Origin of the sequence: Myxococcus qinghaiensis, from assembly GCF_024198215.1 — a bacterium.
Classification (GTDB): Bacteria; Myxococcota; Myxococcia; order Myxococcales; family Myxococcaceae; genus Myxococcus; species Myxococcus qinghaiensis.
Map to the genome: position 1 here is coordinate 85,592 of NZ_JAKCFA010000026.1, position 22,271 is coordinate 107,862.

General features: G+C 69.8%; 16 protein-coding genes and 1 tRNA gene. 4 read left to right on the top strand and 13 right to left on the bottom strand.

The window, feature by feature from the left end; all coding sequences use genetic code 11:
- The first annotated feature begins 11 nt into the window (after positions 1–11).
- Positions 12–2,204, top strand: a complete 2,193-nt coding sequence (locus LZ199_RS37225; RefSeq protein WP_253998549.1) for a glycosyltransferase — start codon at positions 12–14, stop codon at positions 2,202–2,204.
- A gap of 62 nt (positions 2,205–2,266) precedes the next feature.
- Here LZ199_RS37225 and LZ199_RS37230 read toward each other — a convergent pair whose 3' ends face one another.
- The 9 genes from LZ199_RS37230 to LZ199_RS37270 form a co-directional block, all read right to left on the bottom strand.
- Complete coding sequence (locus tag LZ199_RS37230; RefSeq protein WP_253998550.1) at positions 2,267–4,558, bottom strand: glycosyltransferase; 2,292 nt, start codon at positions 4,556–4,558, stop codon at positions 2,267–2,269.
- A complete protein-coding gene (locus LZ199_RS37235; protein ID WP_253998551.1) occupies positions 4,555–6,528 on the bottom strand; it encodes a methyltransferase in 1,974 nt (657 codons plus the stop codon). Before LZ199_RS37235 ends, LZ199_RS37230 begins: the two co-directional genes overlap by 4 nt.
- 270 nt (positions 6,529–6,798) lie before the next feature.
- Positions 6,799–10,614: a rhamnosyltransferase WsaF family glycosyltransferase gene (locus LZ199_RS37240; protein WP_323390163.1), complete on the bottom strand. Its 3,816-nt coding sequence runs from the start codon at positions 10,612–10,614 to the stop codon at positions 6,799–6,801.
- Between the two features lie 74 nt (positions 10,615–10,688).
- A complete protein-coding gene (locus tag LZ199_RS37245) occupies positions 10,689–11,981 on the bottom strand; it encodes an ABC transporter ATP-binding protein (RefSeq protein WP_253998552.1) in 1,293 nt (430 codons plus the stop codon).
- Positions 11,982–11,990: 9 nt separating this feature from the next.
- Entirely contained in the window at positions 11,991–12,773 is a 783-nt protein-coding gene (locus tag LZ199_RS37250) for an ABC transporter permease (protein ID WP_253998553.1), read from the bottom strand.
- A gap of 259 nt (positions 12,774–13,032) precedes the next feature.
- Positions 13,033–13,107 (bottom strand) — tRNA-Gly (locus tag LZ199_RS37255).
- An 89-nt stretch (positions 13,108–13,196) separates the two neighbouring features.
- A complete protein-coding gene (gene pgsA, locus LZ199_RS37260; RefSeq protein WP_253998554.1) occupies positions 13,197–13,886 on the bottom strand; it encodes a CDP-diacylglycerol--glycerol-3-phosphate 3-phosphatidyltransferase in 690 nt (229 codons plus the stop codon).
- An 11-nt stretch (positions 13,887–13,897) separates the two neighbouring features.
- Positions 13,898–15,463, bottom strand: coding sequence for a tetratricopeptide repeat protein (locus LZ199_RS37265; RefSeq protein ID WP_253998555.1), 1,566 nt, complete (start codon positions 15,461–15,463; stop codon positions 13,898–13,900).
- Positions 15,420–16,109 carry a lytic transglycosylase domain-containing protein gene (locus LZ199_RS37270; protein ID WP_253998556.1) on the bottom strand — a complete coding sequence of 230 codons (690 nt, stop codon included), beginning with the start codon at positions 16,107–16,109 and terminating at the stop codon, positions 15,420–15,422. Before LZ199_RS37270 ends, LZ199_RS37265 begins: the two co-directional genes overlap by 44 nt.
- A gap of 87 nt (positions 16,110–16,196) precedes the next feature.
- On the opposite strand from LZ199_RS37270, the gene nadB reads away from it, so the two are divergent.
- The 3 genes from nadB to LZ199_RS37285 are packed head-to-tail and all read left to right on the top strand — an operon-like array spanning position 16,197 to position 19,115.
- Positions 16,197–17,786, top strand: a complete 1,590-nt coding sequence (gene nadB / locus LZ199_RS37275) for an L-aspartate oxidase (protein ID WP_253998557.1) — start codon at positions 16,197–16,199, stop codon at positions 17,784–17,786.
- A 5-nt stretch (positions 17,787–17,791) separates the two neighbouring features.
- Complete coding sequence (locus LZ199_RS37280) at positions 17,792–18,517, top strand: rhomboid family intramembrane serine protease (protein ID WP_253998558.1); 726 nt, start codon at positions 17,792–17,794, stop codon at positions 18,515–18,517.
- Between the two features lies 1 nt (position 18,518).
- Entirely contained in the window at positions 18,519–19,115 is a 597-nt protein-coding gene (locus LZ199_RS37285) for an LOG family protein (protein ID WP_253998559.1), read from the top strand.
- Positions 19,116–19,133: 18 nt separating this feature from the next.
- Here the strand turns inward: LZ199_RS37285 and LZ199_RS37290 are convergent, their stop codons facing one another.
- The 4 genes from LZ199_RS37290 to LZ199_RS37305 all read right to left on the bottom strand — a co-directional run bounded on the left by LZ199_RS37290 (position 19,134) and on the right by LZ199_RS37305 (position 22,270).
- Positions 19,134–19,763 (bottom strand): hypothetical protein, encoded by a 630-nt coding sequence (locus tag LZ199_RS37290; RefSeq protein WP_253998560.1) that lies wholly within the window; start codon positions 19,761–19,763, stop codon positions 19,134–19,136.
- Complete coding sequence (gene pyrE, locus LZ199_RS37295) at positions 19,760–20,326, bottom strand: orotate phosphoribosyltransferase (RefSeq protein ID WP_253998561.1); 567 nt, start codon at positions 20,324–20,326, stop codon at positions 19,760–19,762. The genes LZ199_RS37290 and pyrE overlap by 4 nt, the downstream gene beginning before the upstream one ends.
- The gene (locus LZ199_RS37300; RefSeq protein WP_253998562.1) at positions 20,326–21,477 is read right to left on the bottom strand and encodes a ParB N-terminal domain-containing protein; all 1,152 of its coding nucleotides are present in this window, start codon (positions 21,475–21,477) and stop codon (positions 20,326–20,328) included. Before LZ199_RS37300 ends, pyrE begins: the two co-directional genes overlap by 1 nt.
- A 97-nt stretch (positions 21,478–21,574) precedes the next feature.
- Positions 21,575–22,270, bottom strand: a complete 696-nt coding sequence (locus LZ199_RS37305; RefSeq protein ID WP_253998563.1) for a bactofilin family protein — start codon at positions 22,268–22,270, stop codon at positions 21,575–21,577.
- Between the last annotated feature and the right edge of the window lies 1 nt (position 22,271).

The following is a 22,271-nucleotide window of genomic DNA, read 5'->3' on the forward strand; positions in this document are numbered from 1 at the left end:
CTGAGGTCTTCGTGCGCATCTGCCTGGTCTCCAGAGAGCTGTCTCCCTTCCTCGGAGGCGACATCGGCACATATGCGGCGCTGATGAGCCGCGCGCTCGCTGAGGCCGGCCATGAGGTGCATGTGCTCACCGCGCCTCACGCGGGCCTCGAACGCGCCGTCACGCTGTTGCCCGGCGTCCAGGTGCACGCGGTCCATTCGGAGATGGACTCCGCCTTCGCGGGCGCCTTTCCCTTCTGGCCGATGCGCCACGCCATGGACGTCTATTCGTCCCTGCGTGAGCTGCATGCACGTCACGCCTTCGACTTCATCGAGTTTCCCGAGCGCGACTTCGAGGGCTACTTCGCGCTGAGGGCCCGGCGCACGTTGGGCCACTTCTCCTCCGCCGTGCTCGCGGTGCGGCTGCACACACCCACCCGCGAGCTTCGGGCACTCAACGGCATCGCCGCGCTCGATTTGGACCTGGCCCGCTGGGAGTACATGGAGGACGCCTCCATCCGCGAAGCGGACCTGGTCCTGTCTCCCACCCACGCCCTGCTCGACCAGGTGCGCTCACGGCTGAACCTGGAGACCCGGGGTGTCGTCGTTCCCCACCCCTTCCCTCACGACGTCTCGAAGAGTCCCGCGCACGCGGAGCAAGGCCGCCCCCAGGTCTTGTACTTCGGCCCGCTGGAGCATCGGCAGGGCGTCCACCTGCTCGTCGATGCGATGCAGAGGCTCTTCGAGCGGGGCCTCGACGCGACGCTCCTGCTCATCGGTGAAGACACTCCGACGGGGCCCGCTGGCCGCTCCATGCGTGCGTCGCTGGAGCGCCGCATCGCGCCCATGTGGCGCGAGCGCATCGACTTCGAGTTCGCGCGCTCCACGCCCGGCCTCGCCGTCGCGCTCGCGGACGCCACCGTGTGCTGCTTCCCCGCGCTGTGGGAGAACTTCCCCCACCGCTGCCTGGAGGCGATGTCCGCTGGCGCGCTCGTCGTGGGCAGCAACGCAGGCGGCATGGCGGAGCTCATCGAGGAGGGTCGCAGTGGCCTGCTCTTCCGCGCGGGAGACGTGGCCCACCTGACGGACACCCTGGAGATGGCGCTGACACACCCCACCCCGCGCGAGACGGCGCGCCGAGAGGCCCCTGCCCGCATCGCCGGCTACTGCGCCCCCGCGAGCATCGTGAAGCAGGTGGAAGCCGCGGTGGAGTCCGTGGCGGACATGCGCCACCGTGTGCTTCCCAAGCGCGTCAAGCCGAGGTCCGACACGCCACTCGTGTCGGTGCTGGTGCCCTACTACAACATGGGGCACTACCTGCCGGAGACGCTGCGCTCCATCCGCGCGCAGACCTTCACCGACTACGAGATTGTCCTCGTGGACGACGGCTCCACCGACTCGGAGAGCATCGAGATGCTCGAGCGGGTCCGCGCTCCGGACCTGCGCATCATCCGCCAGCGCAACGGGGGACTGAGCGCGGCACGCAACACGGGGCTGAAGCACGCCCGCGGGCACTACGTCCTGCCCCTGGACCCCGATGACCTCATCGCTCCGACGTTCCTGGAGAAGACCGTCGCGGTGATGGAGGGCACCCCGGGGCTGGGCTACGCCACGTCGCAGGTGAACTACTTCGTCGACGACGCCACCCGCGTGACGGGCGGCTGGGTGCCTTGGGGCATGGAGCGCGATGCGCTGTGGGTGGCCAACGTGGCCTCCACCTGCACCGCGCTGATGGAGCGTCGACTCGTCGAGGAGGTCGGCGGCTACGACGAGTGGTTCACGGGGTTCGAGGACTGGGATGTCTTCTGCTCGCTCGCGGAGCGGGGACTCGAAGGCTCCGTCATCCCCGAGAGCCTGTTCTATTACCGCGTGCGGCTGGACTCGATGACACGCACCTCGCTCGTCTCCGAGCGCGATGGGCTGTTGGCCTACCTGAACCAGAAGCATCCAGGGCTCGCGCTACATCCCGAGCGCGCGGTCCGCATCCTCCGAGGCGAGGCCCGCAAGCAGGAGGCACGGCTCCTCGCCCAGGCCGCGGCGGCCATCCCCCGACCCCTGCTCACCCGATTCGTGGACCGGCTCAACGGCACGCTCAAGCGCATGGACTTCGTCCACCACACGCTGCGCGGCGCCGTCTCGTGGGTGGTGGGCTCGGAGGGCGACTCCCGGCCCCTCCGGCATCAGCTCGTGGACCGGCTGAGCGGCAAGTCCCGGACAGACCGCTGAACCGCCTCCTCGCCGTGGTGCCCGACTCGCGAGGCAGGCACCACGGAGCGGCGTGAAACGGCTCAGCGCCGCCCCATGCTCAGCTTGCTGGTGGTCTTCACCACCTGCTTCACGGTGGGGTGGACCACCGGCATCGCCTTGAGCGTGCGGTTGAGCAGGTCCACCAGCGCGTAGCGCGTGGGACGCTCCTCCGCGCCTTCCGGCGTCAGGCCACTGGCCGCGCGCTTGAGGAGCCGGTGCATCATCGGCATCCGCTTCAGCGTGGAGTTGAGGGTGTCCACCACGCCGTAGCGCAGCGGCACCTCCCCGCTCACCGCCACGGCAGTGGGCTCCGCGGATGCCGCACGCGCTCCGTTGGGAGGCGAGGCCAGCAGCATGAAGGCCGCCAGCTGGACTCCCGCGGGCAATGGACGCGGGAGGTTCTGGTGGAGCTGGAAGACCAGCTCATGATGCCGTCGCGGGTTGACGCCGGTAATCATCGACCCCTTGCGCCGCCGGTAGTGGAAGTGGAGCGCGTTGGTGACGAGGAAGCGGTGCCCCGCATGCGCCAGGCGCAGGTAGAGGTCCCAGTCCTCGTAGCTCGTCAGCTCCTCCGTGTAGCGCATGCGCTCGAACACCGAGCTGCGCATGAGCGACGTGGCGCAGGCGAGCCGGTTGGCCACCATGCCCAGCGAGGGACAGTCACCGATGAAGAGGGCGTAGTCGATGAAGCGCCGCTGCGCCCGGCCCTCGTCGGAGTCGAAGTAGCCCGTGGCGGGCACCACCACGTCGAACTCCCGGTGACGCTCCAGCGCCTCCACCGCCATGCGGATGAAGGTGGGGCTGATGCAGTCGTCCGCGTCCAGCGGGAGGATGTAGTCCCCCGTCGCCGCGCGCAGGCCGATGTTGCGCGATGCGGGCAGCCCCCGGTTCATGGGGTTGCGGATGAGCTTCACGCCGCTGGTGCCGGAGGCGGCTGCCTCCTCGATGCGGTTGAGCACCTCGTGGTCGAACGCGCCCGTCGAGGCGTCATCCACGATGATGACTTCAATCTCCGGGTAGTTGCTGTCGGCGATGCTCGCCAGCGTCTCCGGGAGGAAGCGCCCCAGGTTGTGGTTGGTGATGAGGACGCTGACGAGCGGCAGGTCACCATTCGAAGCCAGCCGGGCCGTGGCGGGCTGCTTGCGCAAGGTCTCCCAGTACGGAGGCTGCGCGGTCCACTCCACCGGGAGGAGCGCCGGAGCACGCCACGCGCGCTCCAGGGCATCGACGAGCCCTTCGACCGAGCCGCCGTACGTGTAGCAGTTCACCCCGTCCTTGAAGGGGCTCGCCGGAGCGAACGCGACACACGCGCCGTTGAGCACCAGCGTGGCGCCCGCGCCGGAGGCCTCGTAGGCGGTGAGGTTGAGCGACTCGTAGTCGGAGGAGATGACGACGATGCCGTGCCGCATCAGCGCGTCACGGTCCTTGCTCGGCCCGGTGAACAGGAAGCGCGAGCGTAGGTCCTCCGGAATCAGCCTCTGGACGTAGGCGAGGTAGTCCGCGCTGGCGGTATGGCAGGCGAGGACAGCGTTGCCCCGGTACTCCGGAAAGCGGCGCATGAACCCGGCCGCGCCCCGGACGAACACGTCGGTGCGCTTGATGTTCTGGATCTTGGTGACGAAGAGCAGGTCCGGCTCGCCCTCCGTGCGCGGCGGCACTGCCGCCACCTTGGCGGCCACCGGCGGAAACTCCCGCCTCACCTTGTCCAGCCACGTCGAAGGGAAGCCGTAGAACGAGCAGTTCAGCTCGGCGACGCCAGGGATGTGGGCGATGACCAGGTCCGCGTCGAGCAGCGCCTTGCGCTCCAGCTCGAACTGCCCCATGTGCTCCCAGTTCAGCAACTGGCGCTCGAAGGGCGCCAGCATCCCGCCCGTCGAGTGCAGTCGCACCACCACCTGCGCGCCCTCCAGGCCGCACCCCAGCAGCTTCTCCTGGATGGCGCAGAAGGCCCAGCCTCGGTAGTCGGGGAACTCGATGACGTCGAAGCGAGTCCCCTCCTCCTCCAGCCGGCGCAGCTCCAGCAGCAGCTCCATCGACTGGGCGTGGCAGACGGTGTCGGTGAACGCTCCGGGCGGAGGATAGACACCGCCCTCGTCGAAGCTCGTGTCCCACTCGCGGCGGGCCGGGGCGACGTGCGCCTTCACCTTGCCCTGGAAGTGACGCTCCACCTCGCGCGGCTTCACCGTCGTGTGCGAGGGGAACAGCACGTGGAACTCCACGCCCTGCCCGCGTTGGAGCGAGTCCTCGATGAGGTTGTGGAGGACGCGGCCGATGCCGCCCGGGGTGAAGGGGTAGATCTCGTCCGTGACGAGACAGACTCGACGCGGACTCATGACTGGACGAACTCCTCGAGGACCTTGACCGCCTCGAAGGTGAGGGCCCGCTCGTAGTCCACCATCATCTCCGTGAGCTCTCCGGGCGAGCGCTCGCGCAGCGCCACCATCCGCTCGATGGCCGCGGCGACCACCTCCACGGAGTCCACGCCCGAGACTTGCGCGAGCTTCTGGAAGGGATGCGAGTCCAGCTCGCCCAGGCTGAGCGGCCCGTAGACACACGGCACGCGCAGCGCGAGCGCCTCCAGCCCCGTCATGGGCTGGCACTCCGACAAGGAGGCATTGAGGACGATGTCGCAGCGGCGCACCAGGTCGAACAGCTCCGTGCGGCTGGGGCGCGCGACCTGGTGGATGCGGCGGCGGCTCTTCATGACGTCCGGCAGCCGGTAGCTCGCCGTGACGTAGATGTCGTCGATGCGCGAGGACGCCTGGCAGGCGAAGAGGTTGGTGAAGAAGTTCTTCCGCCAGTCGTTGGGCGTGGGGATGAGCGCGGCGCGCGTGAGGCGGCGCGTCGGAGCGATGCGCTCGGCCTCCGACAGCCTGGGCGGCAGGTTGAGCACCGTCTTCGGGAAGACCTCCGGGGCCAGCAGGTGCATGCCCGGCTTCACGGTCGCCAGCGCGTCGATGACGCCCCGGCGCCGCAGGTCGATGAGCTGCGCGAAGCAGTCCAGCTCGAACGAGTAATGGAACTGCGCCGACGAGCCGTGCCACAGCGCGAGGATGCGCACCGACGAGCCCAGCACCCGGCGCAGCAGCACCACGAAGTCGCGCGCGTTGGACGAGTAGCCGTGGAGGATGACCTGGCGGCACCCGCTGCGCTCGACGAGCTCAATCGCCGCGCGCAGCTCGCGCTCGTCCAGCACGCGCTCGGAGGTGATGGCCAGCTTCTGTCCCGGCAGGTAGCCGGCGGCGGCGCGGATGCCGTGCCAGTCCTGGTGGAACACGTGCATCAGCTTGCTGAACTGGGGCAGGTCCGCGGACCAGCGTGTGTCCAGCGAGGCGTTGAGGATGAAGCCGGGGACGGCCTGGGGCGGCGCCGCATGCGGGGTCGGCGCGTCCGGGAACGGCACGCGCGAGGCCCGGAGGCGGGCGAGGTCGTCGGACAGGCCCTGGAGCCGCTGGCGGCGAGCGAAGCGCTCGGACTCCGCCGCCAGGCGCTCGGTCAGCTCCACCACCTTCGCCTCGCTGCTCGTGACGGGCGCGGCCATGGACTTGCTGGCCCGGGCCGCCCACTCCAGCAGCCGAGGCATGGCGCGCGCGTGCAGCGCCTCCAGCGTCAGCGGCTGGGATTCGTCTCGCGGAGCATCCGGCCCCACGAGGTGGAAGTAGCGCCGCCCCTGCCCCGCGTGGCGCTTGAGGACGTAGACGTCGTTCGTCTCCACCAGGCCGGGGCCGTGGTGCAAATCCCACCCTTCCGGCAGCAGGTCCGCGAAGGCGTGGAGCCAGGAGCCCGGATGACACGAGGGGTCCCACACGCTGGTCGGCATCAGCGGGTTCTCCACCAGCACCAGCATGCCGCCGGGCAGCACGAGCTGCCCCATGGTCTCCAGCAGCGCGGTGATGCGCTCGCTCGGGTTGTGCACGAGCGTGGAGACGGAGAAGACGACGTCGAAGCGCCGGCCCCCCACCGCGGTGAGCGGGTCATCCCCACAGAAGATGCGCTCCTCCACGGGGCGCAGCGACGCGGGCGGCTCCAGGCGCAGCGGCTCCGTCATCGACTCCGAGATGTCGTACCCGTGGTAGCGCACATGGGAGAGCTGGGAGAGGTACGTCGCGTGCTGGCCGAAGCCACAGCCGAACTCCAACACGGACAGCGAGCGGTCCAGCCGGCGCTGTTCGGAGCGGATGAGCGCGGTCAACACGCGTTCCTGCTGACCGTACGCGGCGTTGCCCTGCCCCTCGCGGACCCGCACCAGCTCCCGGTAGGAGTGGCCGCTGGTCGTCTTCCAGAAATGGAGACTGTCGCTCATCTGGGCCGCGTCCCCATTCGGGCCCTCACTCTTGATATCTTTGTACATGTGCCGATGTGAATGACGCCGCCTGCATGGACCGAAAGGGTTGCCAGCGGGATTTTCCGCAGCATCGCAACCATTCCCATGCCCGGCGGCAGTCAGGCAAGGGACGTGCTGTAAGTGAAGGGTAAAAGCGCCCAGGGAGGACCTTGGACGCATTGGCGATTTCTTCATTCTCGGCTATCCGCCCGCCCTCTTTCCAGCCGAGCGGGCCCCGGGTGACCTTTGTCACTCGGCGGCCGAGCGGGCTGCGCCAACCTCCCGCGTCAGCAGATGAGCCATCATCTGGTCCACCTGCTGCTCCCAGGTGGTGCGCCGTACGCGCTCGGCGGCGCGGGCTCCCAGGCGGGTGCGCAGGTCGGCGTCCACCACCGCCATCCGCAGACGCGCCAGCACGGAGCCAGGCGTTGGCGCGGCCAGCAAGCAGTTGCTGCCATCCTCCAGCAGCCAGTGATTGGCGGGGTTGTCGTTGGTCACCACCGTCATTCCGCACGCCATCATCTCCAGCGGCAGGTAGGACGGATGTCGGGTGAACATGAAGCACAGCCCCACATCGCACTCGCGATAGAGCGCCGCCGTGCGCTCCGCGGGGAGCACGCCCAGGTTCGTCACCAGGCCGCGAACGCCGTAGGACTCCGGGTGCCACTCGGCGCCCGCGGTGAGAATCTCCACCGCCGGGCCCAGCTCGCGCTTGAGCCGCGTCAGCGCCGCGAGCCCCAGCTCGAACCCGTTCCGCTCGTTGCCCGGGCGCCCGTAGAAGAAGACCCGCACGGGCCCACGGCGCTCGGGGCGCCGCGCATGGAAGAGCGCGCCGTCCACCGCGGGCTCGAAGGCGAAGCCGTCCATGCCGTGCAGCGCGCGCACCGTGTCGCGCAGGCCCGGGGTGTTGAAGATGCCCTGGAAGCCGAGCTGGTACGTCTGCTCCGCCAGCGCGGACTGGGTGCCCGCCGCGAAGAACATCGGCTCGTAGTCCTGGACGAAGTACGCGCGCACGCCCGCGCTCGGGTGGCGCAGCACCTGGTACACGGACGTCCAGTAGGTGGCGATGGCCAGATCACACGCGGGGAGCCGCGCCAGGTCCGCCGCGCCGGAGAGGACGCGGAAGGCACCCGCCGCCTCCGGGAAGACGGTGGCCGCGCGCGCCTCGAAGTCGCCGGGGCTGGCGCCGGGCTTGTCGTACACGACGAAGTCGCTGCGCACGTCGTGGCGGCGGTGCATCAGGTCCGCGAAGCGGAACAGCGTGTGGATGCCCGCGTAGACGTGGCCGAAGGCGGGGATGAACCAGGTGGCCGTGCGCACCTTGCCGCGTGAGCGCAGCGCCGCCAGCGCCGCCGGGGCCGTCGCGCGCGACTCCGCGGCCTGCTCCGGCGTGAAGTCCAGCTCGCCCAGGTGGTCCACCAGGTGACGCTGGGCGAGCGCCCGGGCCTCCATCGCCGCGTCCTGGGCGCTGGGCACGTCATGCGTCAGCGTGCGCAAGGCCAGCGTCTCGCCCGTCTCCGCGTGCTGGCGCAGCGTGCAGTCGGTGCCGAGCAGCGAGAGGTTGGGGTTGTAGAAGGGGTCGCCCTTCTCGCCCAGCCACGGGCGATAGGAGACGTAGGAGCGCCAGTAGTCGGACTCCGGGACGGCGTCCGCGCGTCGGCTGGCGGACTCATGATGGATGAGCCGAGCGTGCGGCGTGTAGACCACCCGCAGCCCGCGCTGGTTCAGCCGCAGGCCGATGTCCACGTCGCTGCCGCACACCTGGAAGCGCTCGTCGAAGCCGCCCAGGCTCTCGAAGACGTCGCGCCGGAAGATGACGCACGCGCTGGTGACGGACAGCCAGTTGCGCGTCCACTCCGTGTGGCCGAAGGGCGTGGAGATGGGGCCATCCGGCAGGCGCCAGAAGGGATGCCCCGCCATGCCCGTGATTCCCACCACCGCGCCCGCGTGCTGCACCGTCCCCTCGGGGAAGAGCAGCTTGCATCCCACCGCGCCGACTTCCGAGCGCTGGGCCTGCGACACCAGTTCCTCCAGCCAGCCGGGGTCCACCACCTCCATGTCGTTGTTCAGGAAGAGGAGCAGCTCGCCCGTGGCCTGCTTCGCCGCCCAGTTGTTGATGGCCGGGTAGTTGAAGGGGAAGTCCCACGTCAGCTTCACCAGCCGGGAGTCCTTCAGCCGCTCCAGCAGGGCGAAGGTCTCCGGCTTCACGCTGTTGTTGGAGACGAGCAGCACCTCGAAGTGGGGATACGTGGTGCGCGAGAGCAGCCCCGGCACCAGCAGCTCCAGCAGGTCCGGCCGGTCCTTGAACGGGACGATGATGGAGACCTTCGGCGTGCCCTTCACCGGGTAGCGCACCCGGAACCTGTCGGGCGCGAGGCTCGCCACCTCGGCCGACTCCGCCTTGCGCGCCAGGTGCTCGCGCAGCGCGCGCTCGCCCGCGTCCGTCGCCCCGGCGAGCCCCGCGGACGCGCTGGTGAGCAGCTCCGGATTCGCGCGCCCGTGGTAGAGCACCTTCGCCACATGGCCGATGCCGCGCGCGCCTTCGCTCAGCCGCAGCATCAGGTCGAAGTCCCACGCGTCGGCAAACCCGTCGCGCACGCCCCCCACCTCCTCCAGCAGGCGCTTGCGCGCGACGAGGAGGTGGCGGACGTAGTTCACCGAGCGCAGCAGGTCCGGAGACCAGTCCGGCTTGAAGAAGGGCGCGGTGCGCCGACCCCGCGCGTCCAGCCGGTCCTCGTCGCTGTAGACGACGTCGAGCGAGGGCTCCGCCGAGGTTGCCAGCACCACCTCCGCCAACGCATGCGGCGCCAGCGTGTCGCCACAGTCCAGGAAGCCCGCCCACTCGCCCGTCGCCACGGCCAGTCCCGCGCTCATCGCCCGGGCGAGGTCCCCGCCCTGCTCCAGCGAGACGATGCGGATGCGCGAGTCCTGTGCCGCCACCTCGCGCAACATCGCCGCGACATGCGGGGCCGTGCTGGCATCATCCACCAGCAGCCATTCCCAGTCGGAATGCACCTGCGCACGCACGGAGTCCGCGCACTCGCGGAAGAGGGACTCGGGCGTGTCGGACACGGCCGTGATGAGCGACACCTTGGGCCGGGCGGACAGCGAGCTCAGCGCCTCGCGCGCCGCGTCGATGTCCCCGGGCTCGCGACGTGAACACCAGCCCTCGTAGTCGCCCAGCGCCGGCACCTGGGGCGGTGGCGTGCGAGTCCCCAGCACGCTCGCGAGCGCCAGCACCGCCTGCTCGTTGAAGCGCGTCTGTCGGCGAAACAGCTCGGTCCACAGCGGCGCACCCGCGCGCAGCGTCCGGGACATCGCCTCCGGCCGCAGCGGGTCATTGCGCTCGCACAGGTCCGCCACCCACTTCGCGCCGGTGGCCTCGTCCGGAGCGCGCGGCCCGGCGGCGGCGACCACCGCCTCCACCATGGTGGAGTTCCACTCCGCCTGGCCTCGCAGCAGCCCCTCCAGCATGGGCCCCGCGGCGGAGAGGTACGAGCGCTTGGCGGCCTCCACCACCGAGCCCAGCGTGCCCCCACGGTGCGAGCGCGTCACCTTCCAGCGCGTCGGATCCGCCTTGGGCTCCAGTTGCGCGCGCGCCCACGACGACAGGTCCTCGCCCAGCCCCAGGCTCCGGTGCACCGTCAGGTACTCCAGCACCCGCAGCACGGCCTTGTTGAAGTCCGCCTGGGGACGGAGCGACTCGACGTGGAAGGGCTGCAGCCCTTCGATGAAGGCGCGCTTGGTGGCCGTCACCACCTTGCCCAGCCGGGCGGCTCGGTGGGAGTCCGGCACGGCGAACTCATGTGGCACCGCCCACCGCGCGGCCTCCTGGAGGGGCGTCAGCGCGTGCGCTCCGTCCGGACGCGCGCGGTGGAGCTGCGCCGTCAAGAGTCGCAGCGTGCCCTCCAGCGCCGTCACTTCCTCACAGGCCTCGGGCAGACAGGGGCGACGCGAGTCCAGCAGCGCGCGCACCACCGCCACCATCCGGGCCAGATCCCCTGCCCCAGGCGCCGCATCGGGCACCTGCGCGTCACCGGCGAGCTTCTCCAGCACTGTCTTCACCGCCGTACCGCCTCTCTCTTTCACGTGCCGGCCGCACGGCTACACCCCCTCGCGATGCGAGTCCTCCGCCCTGCTCAGGGATGACCCACGCCCGCGAGCACGGGCGCCACGGCCACCGGGACGGGCTCCACCACCCAGTGGTGCACAGGGCGGAACACCCCGCGCTCCGCCACGGAAGAACTCACCACGAAGGTGCAAGTCTCACGGGAAACGCCCCCCTTCGTGCGCGCCGTCACCTCGCACACGTAGGTGCCCGCCAGGAGCCCCAGGCGCTGCAGCACGAAGCGCACCCGCCCCGAGGCCGGCAGCTCCCTGGGCAGCGGCACCGACTCCACCCGGGTGCTCGTCTCGTACAGCGCGCGTCCCTCCAGCGTCTGGAGCGACACCTCGAACACCAGGTCCTCGCACACCCCCTGCGCGGAGAAGTCCACGCAGGCCTCGACGGAGGACTCGGGCGTCAGCTTGGGGGCCACCTCTCCCGAGGGGCTCACCAGCTTCAGGCCGGAGAGGCGCACGGGCGCCTCCGCGCCGGGCACGTTCACCTGGGGCAGCGCGCCACCGTCCTCCGTCAGCGCCGGAGGGGTGAAGACCACGGACTGGGCCTCCGCCAGGGCGATGGCCTGCTTGTACTCGGCCACGACTTCCGACGGACGACCCACGCGGCGGATGTAGCCCCCGTCAATCCAGGCGGCCTCGTCACACCAGCGCTCCACGGTGCTCAAGTCGTGGGTGACCAGGACGATGGTCTTCCCGCGCTTCTTGAACTCCGTCATCTTCGCCATGCTCTTCTTGCTGAAGTGCTCGTCGCCCACGGCGAGAATCTCGTCGACGATGAGGATGTCCGGGTCCACGTGCGTGGCCACCGCGAACGCCAGCCGCATGTACATGCCGCTGGAGTACGTCCGCACCGGCTCATCGATGAACTCGCCCAGCTCGCTGAAGGCGATGATGTCATCCATGCGCTCACGGACCTCCGCGCGCGACATGCCGAGGATGATGCCGTTGATGAGGATGTTCTCCCGCCCGGAGAAGTCCGGGTGGAACCCCGCGCCCAAGTCGAGCAGCGCGGAGATGCGGCCGTTGATCTCCATGTGGCCGGAGGTCGGCGCGTAGATGCCGGTGATGAGCTTGAGCAGGGTGCTCTTGCCGGAGCCGTTACGGCCGATGATGGCGACCGTCTTGCCTCGGGGGATGTTCAGGGTGATGCCGCGCAGGGCGGTGATGAGTCCACCTTCCTTGGGCTGGCGCTTGCCGCGCAACCAGCGCAGCAGCTCGGACTTGAAGGTCGTGTATTCGCCCCGGATGGTCCTCTTCCGGAAGCTCTTCACGACATCGCGCATGACAATGGCGTCGAGGGGTTCCTGCATGGCCACGGCTCAGATGGACTCCGCGAACTCCTCGCGGCGGGATTCGAAGAGGATCGAGGCGCCCCAGAGCAGCGCCAGCGAGAAGGCGGCCAGCGCCGCCAGAGGCCAGGGGTCCGGAAACCGGTGCTCGTAGAAGATGGCCTGGTAGGAGAGCATCAAGCTGGACATGGGATTCGCCACCAGCACCACCGTGCGCACGCGCTCATCGAGGATGGTGGACGCCTGATAGAGCACCGGGGTGATGAAGAACCACATCGTCAGGAGGTTGCCGACGATGTGCTGCAAGTCCCTGAACGTGACGTTGATGGCGGCCAGGATGTACGTCATCGCCAGCGTGAAGATGAGCTGGATGAGGACGACGACGGGGAAGGCGATGACGTGCCAGGTGGGGTACTGGCCGTGGAACAGCCCCAGGCCCAGCATCAGCGGCAGCGACAACAGGTAGTTGCTGAGGTTGGTCAGCACCACCGTCGTGGGCAGCACCTGCGCCGGGAAGCGCACCTTCGTCATCAAGTCGCGCCGCTCGCTGATGGCGCTCGCGCCCGCTCCCAGGGACGTGGAGAACCAGATCCACGGCAGAAGCCCCACGAACATGAAGTACGAGTAGTGGGGGGTGTTCGCCCGCATCATCACGGTGAACAGCAGCGAGTACACCAACATGTTCAGCGTGGGATTCAGGAACGTCCAAAGGAAGCCCAGGAACGAGCCGCGGTAGCGCGCCTTGAGCTCACGCTGGACGAGACTGAGGAGCAGGCCCCGGTATTGGTACAGTTCTCGGACGAGGCGAATCATGAAGAGGCCCTTCTATAGCAAGGGCCGAGTGCGTGCGAGGCAAGCAGATACCGCCCGCCTCCATGACCGCCACGACGCGGCGAGACTGTCCGCCCGTCACCCGGGCAGGCCCGGCACGCTCGCCAGCACTCCCGCCCTGCAGGGCCAGGAAGCGTTGTCCCAGGCGCGCCGCCCTGCGGGCTCGCCGAGGACAAGACAGTCATGCGTGTGATTGCGCCAAAACAAAAAGGCCCCCTGGTTTCCCAGGGGGCCTTCGTATTGGAGCGGGAAAAGGGATTTGAACCCTCGACCCTCGCCTTGGCAAGGCGATGCTCTACCGCTGAGCTATTCCCGCATCAGTTACCGCGACTTCCCTCTCGTCCGCGCCCCGTGTCGGCGCCGCGTCCGAAGTGAGGTGGGGTATACAGAGGCCCTCCGAACACGTCAAACACTTTTCGCAGCCTGCGTTTCATCCCCTCGCTTCGCGAGCATGGCGAGGAACGCACGGAAGTAGACGACGGCGCTCCAGACCGAGAACGCGCCGGACAAGTAGACGAGCACCTTGCCCACGAGGTTGTAGTCCACCGGCGTGCTGAACGAGCCGAGCGACAGCGGGTGCACGTAGTGAACGCAGAGTGAAATGATGCCCACGAGCTGGAGGGAGGTCTTCCACTTCCCCTCCTGGCCGGCGGCGATGACCATGCCCTCGCTCGCGGCGATGGTGCGCAGGCCGCTGACGATGAGCTCGCGCGCGAGCAGGACGATGACGACCCACGCGGCGATGCGCCCCAGCCGCACCATCATCACCAGCGCGGCCATGGCGATGAGCTTGTCGGCCAGCGGATCCATGAACTTGCCGACCACGGTGATGAGGTTCCACTTGCGCGCCAGGTAGCCGTCCACCACGTCGGTGATGGAGGCGACGGCGAAGACGAGGCCCGCGAACAGGGAGCTGAGCGGATCCGCGTCGTAGAGGAACCAGACGAAGGGAGGGATGAGGAGGATGCGCCCCAACGTGAGCATGTTGGGGAGGTTCCAGAACTCCTGCACCAGCACGCTCGGCTTGCGCTCCGCGCGACGGCGCGCCCGCTCCTCCTTCTTGCGCTGCTTCCGGGTCGCTCGGTCCGTGGCCATGGCGCGCTCTTCTAGCGAACCCCGAGGGAGATCAGGGCAAAACCTTCGCCCCCCAGCTCCACCGCGGTGCGCAGCGACTCGCCCGAGGGGGACTTGAGCAGGGGCACCACCCGGGGCGTGAGGTTGCCCTGCCACCCCACCAGGTGCGTCAGGGGCACCGTCACCGGCGCATCCTGGCGCACCAGCACCGAGCGCAGCGGCCCCGGCAGGCTGAGCAGCACCTGGCCCTGGCCCCGCAAGTGGACCAGGTCCAGGTCCGGGGCGATGTCCGACGGCACCCGGCCGTTCTCGAACATCACCGGCTCCTCGAAGGCGAAGACATTCTCATCCCGGAAGTAGGCCGAGTCCTCACCCAGGTCCACCGCGAGGAAGACGCGCTTGTCGGCCGGCTCCAGGTGGAGCACCCCGCGCCCGCGCGCCCGGACCATGCGCGACGGCCCGTCACCAAACGGCTTGTCCGTCGCCCGTCCCCGGAAGCGCTTCATCTCCGGCTGGAAGGTCACCTGGCCCTGGAGCGCCACCACCCCATCCAGCCGGGTCAAAAGCTCCCCCTCCACCGCCATGCTGAAGCGCCCTTCGCCGAGCACGAGCACGAAGGGACGTCCCGCGCGCTCGTCGTCCAGGGACAGCGAGGGCGCAAGCTCCGACAAGAGCGGCGCGGTGGAGGTCGCGTTCTCCGGGCGCGGCGCGGCCTTGTTCACCGTCGCGGCGACGGCGGCCTCGGGGCTTCGCGCGGCGACCTTGGTGAGCTGCAGCTTGGTGAGCGGCACCGGGGTGGGCACGGTGGCCGCGTCCCGGGGAGCCTCTTCACCGGGGCTCGGCGCGGCGGTGGGAGGCGGCTCCTCCTCCAGGTCCACCGTCTCCTCGGGCGCGGCGGTGAGCACCGGACCCTCGTCACCCTCACCGTCGCTGTCGCGCAGCGCGCTGGGGCCCTCGTCCTCCGCGAAGCGGATCTCCTCTTCCCTGGGTGCCGTGTCCACGGCGGCCGGAGGCGGCGGAGCCACCTCGCGAGCAGGCGGCGCGGGGACGGGCGCGGGAGTCGCCGGCCGCGCGGGAGGCGGCACGGGGGCGGGCGTGGGCCGGGAGTAGTTCTCCCCGGCGATGGCGCGCGACATCTTGTCCGCCATCTGGTCGCTGCCCGCGAGCAGGAAGTGCTCGCGCGCGCGGCCGTACTCGCCCATCTGCGCCAGGGCGAGGCCCAGGTAGTTCTGGGCCTTCTGGTGCTCGGGGGACAGGTCCGTGGCGGTCTCGAACTCTCGCACCGCGCGCTGCAGCGCGTTCGTCTTCAGATACACCAGGCCCAGGTTGACCCGCAGCGTCGGGTCCACCGGGTTGTCGCGCACCAGCATCTCGTACAGCTCGGCCGCCCTGTCGAACAGGCCGAGCTTGAAGTAGCAGAGGCCCAGGAGGTTCTGCGCCTTCTCGTTGCGGGGTTGGAGCTGGTGGGCTCGCTCCAGGAACTCCTTCGCCTCGATGACCTTGTTGGCGGCCAGCAGCTCGCCACCGCGCTGGAGCTGCTGGAGGAACTCGTCGTCAGCGGGGCTCGTCTCCGCCCGGCCCTTCACGCGCGTCGTCATTCTGGGATGTGGGCTCGCGGGGACCGCTCTCGGCGGGCCGCTCGCGCTCCTTGTAGTGGTAGTAGAGCTGGAGCACCTTGCGGACGTACCCCTGCGTCTCCTCGTAGGGGGGCACCTTGCCGCCGTAGCGCTTCACCGCGTCTGGCCCCGCGTTGTAGGCGGCAATCATCTTCACCATGTCGCCCTCGAACATGTTGGCGAGCACGCGAAGGTAGCGCACGCCGCCCTCGATGTTGTCGCGCTCGTCGAAGATGTCCTTCACATACATGTCCGACGCGGTCGCCGGCATCAACTGCATCAGTCCGCTGGCGCCCTTGTGGCTGAGGGCGTTCTTATTGAAGTTGCTCTCCGCGTGCATGATGGCGCGCACCAGCGCGGTGGGGATGCGATAGCGCAGCGCCGCCGCGACGATGTGCGGGTCCAGGTCCGGCGGCGTGTTCTTGCGGCCCACCACCGGCGAGCTCTTCGCGGGCGCCTGGGCGAACGAGCCCTTCATCTTCTTCGCGGCCTTGGAGCCGGAGGGCGGAACGTTCGTGTAGACGATGGTCCCGTCCTTCTCCACGTAGCGGTAGATGGACTCGGACGCCCCCGCCCACAGCGGGAGGGCCAGCACGGCGAAGAGGCTGAGCGCGGGAATGGCACGCATATCGGCCCCCGAACCTTAGACACACGCAGGAAAGTCCTCAAGAAAACGCCTTGTTTCCGGCACTTACAGTCGTTAAGCCTGTCCGCCATGCCCCATCGGTTCGACTTTCTCGTCCTGGGAGGTGGCGTTGCGGGCCTCTCGTTCGCCCTCCAGGCGGCCAGGCACGGCACGGTGGCCGTGCTGACCAAGCGCGAGCGCGGAGAGAGCAACACGGCCTATGCCCAGGGAGGCATCGCCAGTGTGCTCGCCCCCACCGACAGCTTCGACGCCCACATCGAGGACACCCTCGTGGCCGGCGCGGGCCTGTGCCACCGGGACGCGGTGGAGGTGACGGTGCGGGAGGGGCCGGAGCGCGTGCGGGAGCTGGTGACGCTCGGCGCGGAGTTCAACCGGCAGACCTCCGGCGAGTTTGATTTGACGCGCGAGGGAGGCCACTCCGCGCGCCGCATCATCCACTCGGGCGACATCACCGGGCGCGAGGTGCAGCGCGCCCTGCTGGCCCAGTGCGACGCGACGCCCAACATCACCTTCTTCGCCAACACGGCCGCCATCGACCTCATCCTGGACCGGCGTCAGCCCCGGCCCGGCACCACGCGGTGCGTGGGGGCGTACGCGCTCCTGGAGGACGGGGGCATCGAGCGCTTCCTGGCGAAGGTGACGGTGCTGGCCACCGGCGGCGCGGGCAAGGTGTACCTGTACACGTCCAACCCGGACGTGGCGACGGGTGACGGCGTGGCCATGGCGTACCGGGCGGGCGCGCAGGTGGCGAACATGGAGTTCTACCAGTTCCACCCCACCTGCCTGTACCACCCGGAGGCCAAGAGCTTCCTCATCAGCGAGGCGCTGCGCGGCGAGGGCGGCAAGCTCAAGCTCAAGGGCGGGCAGACCTTCATGGAGCGCTACCACCCGCTGGGCGCGCTCGCCCCGCGCGACGTGGTGGCGCGCGCCATCGACGCGGAGATGAAGCGCACCGGCGACGAGTGCGTGTACCTGGACATGACGCACATGGGCCGGGCCTTCCTCACCGAGCGCTTCCCCAACATCTACGCCACCTGCAAGGCGTTCAACATCGACATGGCGGTGCAGCCCATCCCCGTCGTGCCCGCGGCCCACTACCAGTGCGGCGGCGTGGTGACGGACCTGCACGGGCGCACGTCGGTGCCGGGCCTGTACGCCATCGGCGAGGTGTCCTGCACGGGCCTGCACGGCGCCAACCGGCTCGCGTCCAACTCGCTGCTGGAGGGGCTGGTGTTCGGCCAGCGCGCCGTCCAGGTGGCGCAGGAGGAGATGGCCGCCCTGTCCCCGCCGAGCGAGGACCCACCGGCGTGGGACGCTGGCAGCGCGGTGGAGTCCGACGAGAGCGTCGTCGTCAGCCACAACTGGGACGAGATTCGCCGCCTCATGTGGAACTACGTCGGCATCGTCCGCACGGACAAGCGGCTGATGCGCGCGCGGCGCCGGCTGGAGCTCCTGCGCGAGGAGATTCGCGACTACTACTGGCGCTTCAAGGTGACTCGCGACGTCATCGAGCTGCGCAACATCGCCGACGTGGCCCTGCTCATCGTCGACTGCGCCAGCCGCCGCAAGGAGAGCCGCGGCCTGCACTTCACGCTCGACTATCCGCACCCGGATGACCATCACTGGCTGCGCGACACCACCCTCTCCCGGGAGCTGTGAGCGACATGTCCTCCGGACCGCGACACATCCTCGACGCCCCCGGCTCGGGTCCTGAACAGCGCGGAGGGGGCCACCCGTTCGGCACCCCGCCGCCGCCCCAGGCGCCCCAGCCCAAGCCCTGGGTCTGCTACGCCATCATCGCCATCTGCGTGGGGGTGTTCGGACTGGAGGAGGCCGGCCAGCTGCCGTCGTTCGCCTCGCGACAACTTCCCGTGGGGGCGCTGTACGGCCCCGCGGTGCAGGGCGGCCAGTACTGGCGGCTGCTCGGCGCGGCCTTCGAGCACGGCGGCATCCTCCACCTCGTGTTCAACATGTCCGTGGTGGTGACGCTGGGCTTCACGCTGGAGCGAGGCATCGGCAGCGTGCGCTTCCTGGGGCTGTCGCTCGTCACCGCGCTGGGCGCGTCCACCTTCTCACTGCTGTTCAACTTCGACACGCCCATGGTCGGCGCGTCGGGGATGATTCTGGGGTGGGCGGGCGCCATGCTGCCCATCGCCACGCGCCAGGGCCGCCGGGAGCTGGGCATCTGGCTGGTGCAGGTGGCCGTGCTCAGCCTGCTGCCCTTCGTCAGCTGGTCCGGACACCTGGGCGGCTTCCTCTTCGGACTGCCCTGTGGCGTGGCCCTGCGGCAGGGCCGTCAGGTGTACGCGCTCGCGCTGCCCATCATCCTGTTCCTCACCGCGCTGGTGGCTCTCTATGCGGCCCACCCCGAGCGGCGCGGAGCCTTCTGACATGGGGGACGTGCGGAGCATCTGCGTCTTCTGTGGCTCGCGTCCGGGCGCGCGGCCCGAGTACGCCGAGGCGGCGACGGCCCTGGGCCACGAGCTGGGACGGCGCGGCCTGACGCTCGTCTACGGTGGGGCGAGCGTGGGCCTCATGGGCACCGTGGCCGCCGCCGCCCTGGCCTCCGGTGGCAAGGTGGTGGGCGTGCTGCCGCACTTCTTGGGCGCGCGGGAGATTGCCCACCTGGGCCTCACGGAGTTTGTCCGCGTGGACTCCATGCACGAGCGCAAGGCGTTGATGGCCTCGCGCTCGGACGCCTTCCTCGCCCTGCCCGGCGGCTTCGGCACGCTGGACGAGCTCTTCGAAATCATCACCTGGGCGCAGCTGGGCCTGCACCAGAAGCCCATGGGGCTGCTCGACACGCGCGGCTTCTTCCAGCCCCTCGTCACCCTGGCCCGGCACATGGCCACCGAGGGCTTCGTGGCCATGGAGCAGGCCCTGCCCTTCGCGGTGAGCGAGTCACCGTCGGAGCTGGTGGACCGGTTGCTCGCCGGCCCCACGCTCACGGTGACGGAGAAGTGGCTCAAGCGCCCCGAGCAGACGTAAGCCCGGGGCCGCGAGCGGCTACTGCGCGGACACCTTCAACTCCGCCTGTCCCAGCGACGAGGCCAGGCGGAACGTCACCTGCTCCGTGCCGGGAGGAATGACGGGCTGCCCGCTGGCCATCACCGTGGGGAACTGCACCTCGTAGCCGACCCAGAAGACGCTGGTGTACGGGTAGTAGGCGCGCATCTCCAGGTCCGCGCGGCCCAGGCGACGGATGCGCACCGGCGTCACCTCACCCGCGGGCGTCACCAGCGCCATGCGCCAGATGGTCTTCTTGAAGTCGAAGTCGAGGTACCGGTAGTCGTTGACGTGCACGGCCATGAAGAACTCGTGCACCTGAGCGGCCTCGGCGCGCTCCTCGGCGAGCAGCTCCTCCACCTTGGGAGGCGGCAGCACCTGGAAGGCCGCCTGGCGCAGCACCCGCGCCTCGCGGAACGTCATCGTCTGTATCGTCACCCCGGCGAAGAGGCGGGTGTCGAAGCCGTCGTAGATTTCCTGCTGGCCCGAGTACTTGTGGAGCAGCGCCCGGTAGGCCGCCTCCGCGTTCTCGTCGTGCAGCGTGGGGGCCTGCTCGCCAACGGCGGGAGGCATGGTGGAGCAGCCGGACAACATGCCCAGCAGCGCTCCCGTGGCGAGAAGCTTCTTCACGGAATGAAGTCCTTGCGGGTGAACAACGTGGTGAGTCGGTGGCCCGCGGCCTCCACCGCCTCGCGTCCCCCCTCCAGTCGGTCCACCAGGGCGAACGCCCCGAGCACCGTCAACCCCTCCGACTTCGCCCGCTCAATCGCCTTGAGCGTGGAGCCACCCGTCGTCACGACGTCCTCGACGATGGCCACCTTCGCGCCCGCGCCCAGTCCGCTCAGGCCCTCAATCCACTGGCCGGTGCCGTGGCCCTTGGGCTCCTTGCGGACGATGAACGCGGCCAGCGGATACCCGGACAGGTAGCCGGTGAGGCTCACCGCGGACGCGAGCGGATCCGCGCCCAACGTCAGCCCGCCCGCGCCCACCGCCTCGGGCGCCTCGCGGCGGATGGCGTCCAGGAAGAGCCGGCCGATGAGGAAGTGTCCCTCGGCCAGGAGCGCGGTGCGCTTGCAGTCGATGTAGAAGTCCGACTCCTTGCCGGACGAGAGCACCACGCGGCGGCGCTCGAAGGAGCGCTCGGTGAGCAGCTCCAGCAGCCGGGCCCTGTCACGGGCGAGCAAGTCGGACATCACTTCAACCCCTCCAGGTACGCCACCAGCTCGGAGGAGTACCGCAGTTGCATCAACAGCTCGGCGCGACGCGACTCATCCAGCGAGGTGAACACGTCCGCCAGCAGCGAGAGCTCCTGGTTGATGGTCCCCAGCCGCTGCGACACGTCACCCGCCAGCTCGTCGGCGTCGATCTCCTCCTCGACGCCCTCGGGTGCCAGCTCATCATCGGTGGCGAGCGCCTTGGCGAGCATGTCGGCCACGGCCGCGCTCAGCCGGCCCTGGGCCTCCAGCTGGTCGCGCTTGGCCTCCAGCACCTCCGGCTCCACCGGCGTGGCGTGGATGGCCTCCGCCAGCGACATGAGCAGCGCGTCCTCGTCCGACAGGTCCGTGTGCACGCGCGCCTGCACCGCGTCCCGCTTGAGGAAGCGCAGCGCCGCCACGCGCCGGAAGCCGCACACCAACTGGTAGCTCTCGCCGCCCCGGGGCCGCACGTCCACCGGGAACAACTGCCCCAGCCGCGCGATGTCCGTGGCCAGCCCCGACACGTCACCCTCGGGACGCAGCCGGTAGGCCGACTCGTCCTCGAGCCGCTCCAACGGCATCAACACCGTCACCACGCGACCAGCCAGACGCTCCTCCGGCGCGGCCAGCATCTCCGGCTCCGAGTCTTCTTCCTCTTCCTCGGACGCACCGGACTCCGACTCGCCAGCAGCGGTCGGCTCGGCGGCATCGGACCGGGCCTCGGCGGACACAGCACCCGCCTCGGGGACATCCGTCCGCGTCTCCTCGGGGGAGGCACTCGCGGCCGTGGCGGACTCCTGCCCGGAGCCCTCCTCGCGCCGCGACTCCTCGGGGACACCCGGCTCCGAAGCGGACTTCACCTGCGACTCTTCCGACGCACCCACCGACGACTCCATGGGCCGCTCGGGCTCACCCGTGGCGGGTGCTCCTTCGGCGGCGACTGCCTGAGACTCCACCGAGCCTCCTTCCGGGGATGCGCCGCCCGCATCCGTCGCGGTGACAGGGGATGACTCCCCTTCCCCACCTTCGACGTGCGTCGGCTCCCGCGGCGCGGGCTCGCCCGGCGCGGAGTCCTGGGGCCCTCCGTCACCTCGCGCCGAGACAGCCTCGGGCGTGGACGACGAGCCACCTTCCGGAGAACCCGGCATCCCTTCCTCTCCGTCAACCCTGTGCTCGGCGTCCATGGTGGCACCCCTGGTCTGCCCACTCCCGCGCCACCGACTCCGGCGGCGCGGGAAGCGAGCTCTAGCGGGTCTTCTTCTTCACCACGACCTTCTTCTTGGCGCCAGCACCCAACGCGAAGGGCGTTGGCGGCTCGGCAGAAGCAGGCTCCACGGGCGGGGCGACCGGACGCGGCTCGGCCCGAGGGGGCGGAGGCGGCGGCAGCGGCTTGCTCGCGGGACGGGCGGGCGTGGTGACCGTCGGCGCCGGCGCGGGCCGGGGGGTCGCCACGGGAATCAGGGGACGCGCGGGAGGCGCGCTCGGACGCGCGGGGGGCGCGCTCGGGCGGGCAGGCGCCGCGGAGGGACGCGTCACCGGAGCGGCCGGACGGGCCACCACGGGGCGCTGCGACGGCAGACGGCCGGGCTCCACGTCACCCATGTCGACGCGGCCGCGGAAGCTGGCGCCGTCCACGATGATGACGCGCGGGGCGTGGATGTCGCCCACCATGCGGCCCTCGCGGGTCAGCTCCACGCTCTCCGTGGCGTTGATGTTGCCCACCACCACGCCGCTGACGATGGCGTTGCGCACCGCCACGTTCGCCTTCACCACGCCCGACGGCTCGACGATGAGGGTACGGCTGAGCGTCAGCTCGCCCTCCACGCGGCCCCGGACGGTGAGGTCCTCATCGCCCGTCAACCGACCGCTGATGAGGATGGAAGGCCCCACCACGGTGTTGTTGACGTCGTTGCTACCGCTCAACTCCTTCGGGGTGGCCACG

Coding starts and splice junctions, on each gene's coding strand:
- LZ199_RS37230 (WP_253998550.1), bottom strand. CDS start 4,558: ATGAGTCCGCGTCGAGTCTGTCTCGTCACGGACGAGATCTACCCCTTC.
- LZ199_RS37235 (WP_253998551.1), bottom strand. CDS start 6,528: ATGAGCGACAGTCTCCATTTCTGGAAGACGACCAGCGGCCACTCCTAC.
- LZ199_RS37245 (WP_253998552.1), bottom strand. CDS start 11,981: ATGCAGGAACCCCTCGACGCCATTGTCATGCGCGATGTCGTGAAGAGC.
- LZ199_RS37250 (WP_253998553.1), bottom strand. CDS start 12,773: ATGATTCGCCTCGTCCGAGAACTGTACCAATACCGGGGCCTGCTCCTC.
- pgsA (WP_253998554.1), bottom strand. CDS start 13,886: ATGGCCACGGACCGAGCGACCCGGAAGCAGCGCAAGAAGGAGGAGCGG.
- LZ199_RS37265 (WP_253998555.1), bottom strand. CDS start 15,463: ATGACGACGCGCGTGAAGGGCCGGGCGGAGACGAGCCCCGCTGACGAC.
- LZ199_RS37270 (WP_253998556.1), bottom strand. CDS start 16,109: ATGCGTGCCATTCCCGCGCTCAGCCTCTTCGCCGTGCTGGCCCTCCCG.
- nadB (WP_253998557.1), top strand. CDS start 16,197: ATGCCCCATCGGTTCGACTTTCTCGTCCTGGGAGGTGGCGTTGCGGGC.
- LZ199_RS37280 (WP_253998558.1), top strand. CDS start 17,792: ATGTCCTCCGGACCGCGACACATCCTCGACGCCCCCGGCTCGGGTCCT.
- LZ199_RS37285 (WP_253998559.1), top strand. CDS start 18,519: ATGGGGGACGTGCGGAGCATCTGCGTCTTCTGTGGCTCGCGTCCGGGC.
- pyrE (WP_253998561.1), bottom strand. CDS start 20,326: ATGTCCGACTTGCTCGCCCGTGACAGGGCCCGGCTGCTGGAGCTGCTC.
- LZ199_RS37300 (WP_253998562.1), bottom strand. CDS start 21,477: ATGCCGGGTTCTCCGGAAGGTGGCTCGTCGTCCACGCCCGAGGCTGTC.